This window comes from Aequorivita capsosiphonis DSM 23843, assembly GCF_000429125.1.
Taxonomy (GTDB): domain Bacteria; phylum Bacteroidota; class Bacteroidia; order Flavobacteriales; family Flavobacteriaceae; genus Aequorivita; species Aequorivita capsosiphonis.
Window position 1 is genome coordinate 51,471 of sequence record NZ_KE386851.1, and the last position, 9,435, is coordinate 60,905.

General features: G+C 36.5%; 9 protein-coding genes. 6 read left to right on the forward strand and 3 right to left on the reverse strand.

What is annotated here, in order from left to right; genetic code table 11:
• The first annotated feature begins 20 nt into the window (after window positions 1-20).
• Window positions 21-1,310: an O-antigen translocase gene (locus tag G440_RS0118925; RefSeq protein WP_026452728.1), complete on the forward strand. Its 1,290-nt coding sequence runs from the start codon at window positions 21-23 to the stop codon at window positions 1,308-1,310.
• A gap of 139 nt (window positions 1,311-1,449) precedes the next feature.
• A complete protein-coding gene (locus tag G440_RS0118930) occupies window positions 1,450-2,433 on the forward strand; it encodes a hypothetical protein (protein ID WP_026452729.1) in 984 nt (327 codons plus the stop codon).
• An 8-nt stretch (window positions 2,434-2,441) separates the two neighbouring features.
• Here the strand turns inward: G440_RS0118930 and G440_RS0118935 are convergent, their stop codons facing one another.
• A complete protein-coding gene (locus G440_RS0118935) occupies window positions 2,442-3,623 on the reverse strand; it encodes a glycosyltransferase family protein (RefSeq protein ID WP_026452730.1) in 1,182 nt (393 codons plus the stop codon).
• A 159-nt stretch (window positions 3,624-3,782) separates the two neighbouring features.
• Between G440_RS0118935 and G440_RS0118940 the strand changes: the two genes are divergently transcribed.
• Together G440_RS0118940 and G440_RS0118945 are read left to right on the forward strand one after the other, a co-directional pair.
• Window positions 3,783-4,892: a glycosyltransferase gene (locus G440_RS0118940; protein WP_026452731.1), complete on the forward strand. Its 1,110-nt coding sequence runs from the start codon at window positions 3,783-3,785 to the stop codon at window positions 4,890-4,892.
• Window positions 4,879-5,298, forward strand: coding sequence for a sugar 3,4-ketoisomerase (locus G440_RS0118945; protein WP_026452732.1), 420 nt, complete (start codon window positions 4,879-4,881; stop codon window positions 5,296-5,298). Before G440_RS0118940 ends, G440_RS0118945 begins: the two co-directional genes overlap by 14 nt.
• Here the strand turns inward: G440_RS0118945 and G440_RS20865 are convergent.
• The gene (locus tag G440_RS20865) at window positions 5,281-6,213 is read right to left on the reverse strand and encodes a glycosyltransferase family 2 protein (protein WP_169718980.1); all 933 of its coding nucleotides are present in this window, start codon (window positions 6,211-6,213) and stop codon (window positions 5,281-5,283) included. The genes G440_RS0118945 and G440_RS20865 overlap by 18 nt on opposite strands.
• 179 nt (window positions 6,214-6,392) lie before the next feature.
• Here G440_RS20865 and G440_RS20450 point away from each other — a divergent pair, with 179 nt between their 5' ends.
• Both G440_RS20450 and G440_RS0118960 read left to right on the forward strand, forming a co-directional pair.
• Complete coding sequence (locus tag G440_RS20450; RefSeq protein ID WP_051285477.1) at window positions 6,393-7,487, forward strand: glycosyltransferase; 1,095 nt, start codon at window positions 6,393-6,395, stop codon at window positions 7,485-7,487.
• 44 nt (window positions 7,488-7,531) lie between these two features.
• On the forward strand, window positions 7,532-9,166 hold the full coding sequence (locus tag G440_RS0118960; protein WP_026452733.1) for a S8 family peptidase: 1,635 nt from the start codon (window positions 7,532-7,534) through the stop codon (window positions 9,164-9,166).
• Window positions 9,167-9,320: 154 nt separating this feature from the next.
• Here the strand turns inward: G440_RS0118960 and G440_RS21710 are convergent, their stop codons facing one another.
• The gene (locus tag G440_RS21710) at window positions 9,321-9,431 is read right to left on the reverse strand and encodes a hypothetical protein (protein ID WP_425393631.1); all 111 of its coding nucleotides are present in this window, start codon (window positions 9,429-9,431) and stop codon (window positions 9,321-9,323) included.
• Between the last annotated feature and the right edge of the window lie 4 nt (window positions 9,432-9,435).

A 9,435-nucleotide genomic window follows, 5' to 3' on the forward strand; every position in this document is an offset into this window, starting at 1 on the left:
TTTAACCTGAAACCCTAACCTTGAAAATCCCACAATTTATAAAAGGAAATTTACTTTTAAAGATGACTTCTTTAAATGCTGGGGTTATCGCCGTTAGACTTGTTATTTCGCTTTTTATCCAGCGTTTGCTTGCCGAAATTGTGGGTGAGGCGGGAATAGCAAAGATAGGTTCCCTGCGCAACCTTCTTGAAATGCTCGGTTCCTTCGCTTCTGTTGGTATATTTAGTGGGGTTGTAAAATATGTAGCTGAATATAAAGAAGACAAGGAGCAGCTACAAAAGCTGTTTTCTTCAACCTTTGTTTTTATCATTTTAGGAACTGTCGTGGTATCTGCAGTCTTGTTTTTTGGAGCAGACTACTTGAGTCAGACTATTTTTGATTCCGCGCAGTATATCTACCTTATAAAATTATTGGCCGTAATTGTACCTTTTATAAGTATTTCAAAGGTTTTCAATGGTATAGTAAATGGACTTTCTCGATACAAGAAATTGGCTCGAATAGATATAATCAGTTATATTCTGAGTTCTGTATTAACCGTATGGTTGCTGCTCACCCATAATATTGATGGGGCGCTTATCGCCATAGCTTTAACTCCTGCGATACAGCTTTTTGTGATGCTCTTTATTTTTGTGCAAGTACTGCGGGAATATGTTCAATTTTCAAAACTTAAGTTCAAAATCCCAATGGCCAAAAGCTTATTGGCTTTTTCACTTATGTCCTTTTTTTCAACCGTATTGTTGAATTATGTTGAAATAGACATCCGTGTAATGATCCAGAAGCGAATTAATATGGCCGATGCAGGAATATGGACGGCGATGACCAATATCTCTAAAAATTACATGGTTTTTTCGAGTGCGATTTTCACACTGTATGTACTCCCGAAATTTGCCGGAATCCACAATAAAACTGATTTTAAAGCAGAACTTCTCAATATTTATAAAACCTTATTGCCGCTCTTTGGGGTAGGGATGTTGCTTATTTATTTTTTACGGGATTACGTAATTCAAATTATCTATCCAGATTTTGATGCAATGTCACCACTGTTTAAATGGCAGCTTATGGGTGATTTTGTGCGCTTGGCGGCTCTCGTTTTGGGATATCAGTTTTTAGCCAAGAAAATGGTGCGTAATTTCATATTCTCTGAAATTCTATCCTTAGGACTTTTCTACGGTTTTTCTTATTATTTGGCGGGAATCTACGGTGTTGAAGGTGTAGTGATGGCACATTTTTTACGATATATAGTTTACTTTTTCGTCGTGCTTTATCTTGTGTTTCGTTATTTTAGGAAACAGCGCGTTCCTTCAGAATAAATACTGAAAAAAGTACCGCTTTTTAAATAGTGTCATTGCTGAATTCTTGAGATAATCTCTTTAAAAATCTGAGGCATCAAACGAGTGTTTATGGCTATATTTGCAAAAAAAATATCCAAGCTTAATTTTCTAAATCTTTATGGCCCAAATGCTTTTTAATCCTTACCAGGATTTGATTTTCGATGAACATTTTTGCTTCCTTTCAGGCGTGTTGACAACTGAAACGATGCCCGTTTTTCCCAAGTGGTTGATGGATCATTTTAAGTTTGGCGAGGAACGGATTGAGATGATGGATAAAACCAAATCTTATGTTTATACCGACCTTAAATTACCTTGTTCACATGAGGTGAAAAAAGCTTTTGAGGATTTGGATGTAAAAGTTCAAGCTGCATATAATAAGGGTTTTGAAGGAATGGCGTCATTGGATGAAGAACTTCTTTTCCAGTGGACAGGCAGAATGGTGTATGGATTACTTTATTATGAAATGCTTTATGAAAGAGACCGGCTTTTAAGGAAGGGAGAAGAATTTTCACTTTCCACTGCCCTTAGGGACCGGTTTGGAAAGTTTCATTTAATGCTGCAATCCATAATAGAACCCGTTTCTTTTGTTGGAAAAAAACCTTGGAGTATTGCCGTATTTCCATTGAAATATTCTGCTGATATTTTTAGCTACCGCGATGATGCAATTAACTTAATGTTTTCATTCGGGGTGAATGGTTTTGGTTTTATCGCGTGTTTACAGGATAATGGTATTATCGGCGAAAGTCAAAAAGAGATTCTTGAGAAAATGAAAGAGCATGTTTTACATCCCGTTCAGTTTGAGGAGTTGTATGCCAGATTTCACTATTCCGACTATATATTGCAATACAAGCCCGAACACAAAATAGAAAGCAACGATGAAGGAATTATGATTGAAGCGCTGCCCATGGAAGGAACTGCTGAAAAACCAATCTTCGGGCTTTGGGATGATGATATTTTTGCACAATTGCTCTCAAACTATTGGAGCGTTTACGGTATTGAAAGAGAGGATATTCTTAAATTTCAAAAACCACCGCTTAGTTTTCTTGAAAATCCGTATTCAAAAGAATTTATTGAACCAGAATCGATTGAATTACCGTTTTAATATTTAATTCAGGCTTCTTTCCAAGCTTCCAGATATTTTTTAGCAACAGAGATATAATCGTGCTTCCGTTCAATAAATTGCCGAGCGTTGCTTGAAATGGAAGTTAGTTTTGCAGGGTTTAAAACTAGATCTTCTAGTTTGTTGAATAAATAATCTACATCGGGAAGTGCGTTTATGCACACTTCGTCTTCCTGAAGAGTATACCGATCCAAAAACTCTTTTTCCGCTCCAGTAAAAACTACTTTTCCTTTCGCCATTGCCTCCAAAGCGTTGTAACCTTGGTCATACGAAAGCACTTGGTCTAAGAGAATATGTGACGAATTGTATTTTTCAATGTATTCAGCGTAAGGAATATTTTCAACGCTAATCACTTCAACTTTTGAAGGATATTTCCGCTGAAGTTTTTCGAGGGCAGCCTCAAAGTAGTCATTTCCTTTTTTAAAATAATTCACTCGATTGATCCCGTGAAAAATGATGATTTTCTCGGGAATCCCTTGCGCCTTCGCTAAAGCTTCGGGCGGCACGTGGGTAGAAGAAAAGGATTTAAACTTTAGTTTTTCCGTGTTTACAGGATTTGGAATTAGTCCCAAATACTTTTTATTTCCACTTAGCGGAATGTCGTAATCCATATCGGATGCAATTACACCATCAATTCTTTTAAAAATGAAATCGTGTAAGTTTTTATATTCAGGTTTTAAATATTTTAGAGGAGGAGCAAAGTCTTTTTCAGAAACCTTAGCTTCAAACAAAGGTGTGAAAATGGAGTAGCGAAGCCTTTTTTCATAGGCATATTTAACACTTGTATGATCAGTGCCGCAGGATAGAAGAAAGAGCTTTTTGTTGTTTGCTTTTAACAGCGAAATTATTTCTTTTTCAATTTTCGGTGAAATTCCCAGCGGGCTTTCATTGATTAACTGCACCACATCAAAACCTTTAAAGGAATCTTTATGTTTAAAAAACTGATTTTTTAATGAAAGCGAGGTGATATCGACTTTAAATAATTTGAACAATGCAACTTTCACTTTTTTTGAAAGTCCCGTTTCGTATTTGCGTTTTAATAGGATATCGGAAGGAAAATCCTTAAAATCATCTCCCGTGGAAACCAATAGTACTTCGTGACCTAGCGCCTGCAAACCTTCTTTTAAGGAATTATGCAACCTACTGTATTCACCCACTAAAAGTATTTTCATGCTTCATTTTTTTTACCACAAATGCCAACAAGTAAAACCACAGACTTCCTAAGGAATTCTCTTTGTCCGCTGTGGTTAATTTATTCCCCGCGGCAGATTGAAAGTATTCTTATAAACCTATCTTTGCGATGTGCAACCAAAAATACATAATAAATAGCGATGGCGGCTGAAAAGAAATTCAAAGTCTGCCTTGTTTCCGTTTCGCTTGCAACGGGAGGGCTAGAAAGGTCTTGCGCGATGCTTTCTCAGATGCTGGAAGCGCAAGGACACCAAGTGCATTTACTGATTTTGAATGATGAGATTGATTATCCTTATAGCGGAAAAATCTTTAATCTCGGGAAATTGAAGTCTGGAGAAGATACTATTTTTAAACGTTTAGGACGTTTTCGTAAATTTAGAAAATTTTTAAAAGAAGAGGACTTTGATGTAATAATTGATCATCGTCCAAAGAATAATTATAAGCGGGAGCTTTTTTATTCCAAGTGGCTATACAGAGACTTCAACGTGATGTATGTTGCCCATAATTCAAAGAAATCGAAATATCTTACTGAAAATCCAGTGGCATTTTCAAAGATCTCTAGGAAAAACCTTCTCAACGTCGCTGTTTCAAAATATATTGAAAATGAAATTTTGAGAAAGGAAGGAATTGAAAACTCTGTAACAATTCATAACGCTTTTGATCCTGCTTGGGGTAAGAATGAGGGCGAATTGCCAAAAATACTTCAGAATAAAAAGTACATACTTTCCTACGGTAGATTAGATGATTCAGTCAAGAATGTTTCATTTTTAATTGAGGCTTTTTCGCAATCGAAGGTTTGGGAAGAAAGTATTCAACTCGTTATTTTGGGAGGAGGAAAGGATAAAGAAATGCTCGAAAAGTTGGCTGCTTCCAAAGCGTGTAGTGAACAAATTCTGTTTTTGCCATTTACCAAAAGCCCTTTCGAGATTATTAAAAACGCCCGTTGCGTAACGCTTACCAGTAAATATGAAGGTTTCCCGATGGTATTAGTTGAATCACTTTCTTTAGGTACACCTGTTGTTTCCTTGGATATTATATCTGGTCCTTCGGAAATAGTGCAACACCAAAAAAATGGTTTGCTGATTGCCGAAAGAAGTTTACCTTTATTTTCGAAAGCTTTACAAGAGATTTGCTTTGATGAAACACTTTATCAAACTTTAAAAGAGAACACAAAACCTTCCGTAGAAAAATTTTCAATGCAGGTCATTTCTGAAAAATGGAACCAAACTTTACAGCATGCAATACGTTGATTTAGATAAAATTGAACTAAAGGAAATTCCTAAAATAAGCGATCCCGATGGACGTGGAAATCTTTCTGTAGTAGAGAAAGACTTTCTGCCTTTTGTAATAAAAAGAGTTTATTATTTATATGATGTTCCAAGTTCATCAACTCGCGGAGGTCACGCGCATAAAGAGTTACAGCAATTTTTGATTGCACTCAGCGGTAGCTTTGACGTGGTTTTGGACAACGGGAAAAAGCGAAGAATTATAACGCTAAACAAGCCTGACAGAGGTTTGCTGATTCCAAATGGCGTTTGGCGAGAACTGGAAAATTTTTCTTCAGGTGCTGTGTGCCTTTCCTTGGTGAGCGCAGAATACAACGAGGACGATTACATTCGCGAATACGATGAATTCAAACTATTTAAAGGTGCCTAGCCGCAACCCAAACTTCTCGAGATTGTTCTTGGTTTTCAACAAATATTTTAAAGTCATTTTATTCTGTTTAAGTAAAAACAGTTGTTTATTACTTAAATTCTCTTGACTTATTTTTTGAAAATTATTCTGAAAAGTATCTTTATTACCTTCCATTTTGGCCACAATACAGAGAGAATATCTGTTTAAATCTAGAAATTTTTTAAGGGCTGGGTTGTCTTTTTCATAAGCTTCGAACTTTTCATACGAAGCTTTATCAGCTACTTTTAATTTTGTATTTGAAAGACTTGCCAAAGCATATTGATAAACAGCACAAGTTTTATTTAAAAAAACCACTGAATATTCCAGGCCCAAACGAATCCATAAATCCGTATCCTGCCCACTTTTGATTGATGGGTTGTAATAGCCTATTTTCGAAAACACTTTTTTGTGCAACACAGTACTGCTGCTGGTGAGTATAGAGTTTAAACAACTTGCGGAATAGAAGTCAACTACACGAACTTCATCCTTCTGTAAATTCGGCACTGAATATTCTGAAGCGTAGATCTTGCTTTGCTTCTCAATGTCTATCGCCGTTGCAAAAACGGATTCATTGGGAAAATCAGCAATCAACTTTGCTTGTTCCTGGAGGTAAAATGGCAGCCACGAATCATCAGCATCCAAAAGAGCTATATACTCATGCTTTGCTTCTTTAATCACAAAATTCCGTGCTGCGCCAGCTCCTTGATTTTCTTTGGAAAAATATCGAATCCGCGGATCCTTGAATTTTAATATTTCGGCTTCACTATTATCGGTGGAACCATCGTTTAAAATAACGACTTCGAAATGCTGATACGTTTGTTCCAAGACACTTTTTAAAGTATCTGCGATATATCTTTCTTTGTTGTAAACCGCTATAACTATTGAAAAATATGTCATTACACCCATTAATTAATAAGCCTGCAAGTTATTGAATTTTTATCAGTTTGTTTTTTCGAATTTCTATCCCGATAGCAATCGGGAGAAAATCAGGTTTACATATTTTTTACGAGTAATGGATTCAGTATATTTGAGGAACACTTCTATAAGCCATCCATAAATATATTTTCAAAAATATTTTGAGCAAATCCATTCAAATTGTTGCATTCGATAACCCAAATCCTCCCGATTATGGTGGAGTAATTGATGTTTATTATAAGATTGAAGCATTACACGCTTTAGGGGTTAAAATTGATTTACATCTTTTTAATTATGGAAATCGAGAGAATATAGATCCACTTACCAAAATCTGTGAATCTGTTTTTCAATATGATAGAAATATGGGGATTGGGGCTTTGTTTTCTTCAACACCATTTATCGTAAAATCAAGAGAAAATAATGACTTGCTAAATACATTATCAAAGAATCCCGCGCCTATTTTATTTGAAGGCTTGCATTGCTGTTCTTTTTTAAACCATCCACGCTTGAAGAATCACTTTAAAATTGTGCGAACGCATAACGTGGAACATAGCTATTATGAGGGGCTGTTTAATAATTCTTCTAACTTATTAAAGAAGTTATATTATCGCACTGAGGCTAAAAAGCTTAAGGTCTTTGAACCGGTTTTGGAATATGCTGATTTAATTTGCTCTTTATCATTACAAGATGCCACATACTTTCAACAATATCAAAAAACCGAATGGGTTCCGCCTTTTCATCAAGTTTATCCGGAGATTTTAAAAACGGAAGATTATATTTTGTTTCACGGGAATTTAGCTGTAGAGGAAAATATTAATGCATTGTCCGCCTTGCTGAAAAATGTTTTTAAAGAGCTCAGACATAAAATTATAGTGGCTGGGAATTCGCCACCTCAAAAAATAATCAAAGCTATAGGGGCGAATAAAGCTATCACACTCATAACAAACCCTTCAGAAGAGGAGATGACCGATTTAATTTGCAACGCAAAATGTCATATACTTTACACCAATCAAAACACAGGTGTAAAACTCAAATTAGTTCATGCTATTCAAACTTCTGGTCACATTGTTCTGAATGACGCTATGCTCTTTGATGAGAGATTTAAAGATGAGGTGGAAATTGCCAATGATTGGATTTCAATGGTTGAAAAATTGAATCAATGTATGGCCGAAGAAACTGTAAAACCGCGGCCAAAATTGAAAGCGCTTTTCGATAATAAGAAAAATGCTGAAAAGATATTGAGTTTTTTAAATTAGAAAATTTTAAGTTTACTGAATACGTAATTTCTAAACATATAAACGTGCGCGCCTTATTGTTACTTTCTTTCTGTTTTCTTTTCTCCGTTTCGGCAATGGGCCAAAAGGAGGCTTGGTTTTATCTACGTGCGCGCGACACTTCTTTTGTGCCTTCCTTTAAAAAAAATGGAGATTATTTGGAATATTCCGGAAGTGACTCCAGATTGAAAGCGGCTTTGAGAAACTATAAAATCAAAACTTTCAAAAAAACCTGGAAAAATGCGAGAAAAGAAAATCTAAAAAAAACCTTTTTTGTAATTGCGGATAAAGGCGCATTAATGACTGATTTATTGCAAAACGTATCTAATCTTTTTGAATTTGGAGAATTGATAGCCGAAGAGGACAAAAAAATATTTGAGCCCAATGACTACGGACTTACAAGCACTATTGGCGAGAATTTGGGGGCAGCGGTAAATTTGGATTACCTAGATGTTATGGACGTGCCAAAGGCTTGGTATTACACTACGGGGTCTCGAGATGTGATTATAGGTATTTCTGACGGCTCCATAGATCCCGATGACAAAGAGTTTGCGGGTAAAACGAAAGTTGTTCGCGAATCTTTTTTGGCTAAAGGTCATGGCTTTTCCGTTTCGGAATCTGCCGCGGGACAAGGCGATAATGCCTATGGAATTCCTGGGGTGTGTTATGATTGTAGTATTTACTCCACAAATTATAGACATTTAAATACGCTGGAGCAGTTAGTAGAACTTTCTAAAATGGGCGTGAAGGTCATTAATTGCAGTTGGGGAAGTACGCGGTATTATCAAACTGCGCAGGATGCGGTTTATGAAATGATGGAGAATGGCACTGTGGTTGTGGCAATAGGTCACAATCAAGCTTTCTCAAAAGCAAAGGGCAAAGTTCCATATTATCCTGCTTCTTATGATAAGGTGATTGCGGTTTCTTCGATAATGCATCGTTATGAGAACTATTGGGAAAACATTAAAATTGAAGAGGACAAGGGACTTTACTATGTTCATAATATCCGTTATTACCTTGGAATTAACGCAGGTTTTAAAAATAACGATACTACAAAAGTACCGTATCTTTATCCCATAAGTATCTCAAATCTAAATAGTAAAATAGATATTTTGGGGCCATCTACTGGAATTTTCAGATATGGCGAATTGGCGCTGCATGACGAAGTAGATGTTAGTATTTACAACCAAACTTCTGGAGTTGCGCCTTTGATTACTGGCACCGTTGGACTTATGTTCTCACTTTATCCTTGTCTTCCGGCGGAAGAAGTGGAGACCATTATCAAATTAACGGCTACAAATATTGATCATATTGAACCCAATAAACCCTACGCGGGCATGTACGGTGCAGGAATGATCAATACAGGACGCGCGGTAAAAATGGTTTTTGATATGTTTGCCGAAAAAGAACCCGTTAAAATCGAAAACCAGCGTTTCAGTCGGTGGGATTCTAAACTGACCTCCATTTCTGAAGTATTAATGCAAAACCAAGAGTTTACAGATGATGCAGTTTTGGAGCTCACTTCCAAAAAGCGAATCGTTATTTCTAAAAGTACCGTTTTAAAACCGAATGCTTCGGGCAGAATTCATTTAAAAATTGATCCATCCCTCAAAAAGGAATGTGAGCTCCAACTTCGCGATCCGAGTATAATAAACGATTAAACGGAAGAGATGTTTTTCCATCCTACGCCAAGGCTTCGGAGGACGAAGGAAATTAGGAAACAGAAAATTGACCATCCTATGATAAGGCCTGCTGCTCTAAAGATTTGGTAGCACGTGGGCGGATGACGAAAGAAAACTGGAAATAGTATTTATTTCACCAAGTATTTTTATTTTTGACCACTGACCACTGACCACTGACCACTGACCACTGACCACTGACCACTGACCACTGACCACTGACCACTGACCACTGACCACTGACCACTGAC

Bases quoted from the DNA above. Each gene is read 5' to 3' on its own strand.
- G440_RS0118930 (WP_026452729.1), top strand. From the start codon at position 1,450: ATGGCCCAAATGCTTTTTAATCCTTACCAGGATTTGATTTTCGATGAA.
- G440_RS0118935 (WP_026452730.1), bottom strand. From the start codon at position 3,623: ATGAAAATACTTTTAGTGGGTGAATACAGTAGGTTGCATAATTCCTTA.
- G440_RS0118940 (WP_026452731.1), top strand. From the start codon at position 3,783: ATGGCGGCTGAAAAGAAATTCAAAGTCTGCCTTGTTTCCGTTTCGCTT.
- G440_RS0118945 (WP_026452732.1), top strand. From the start codon at position 4,879: ATGCAATACGTTGATTTAGATAAAATTGAACTAAAGGAAATTCCTAAA.
- G440_RS20865 (WP_169718980.1), bottom strand. From the start codon at position 6,213: ATGACATATTTTTCAATAGTTATAGCGGTTTACAACAAAGAAAGATAT.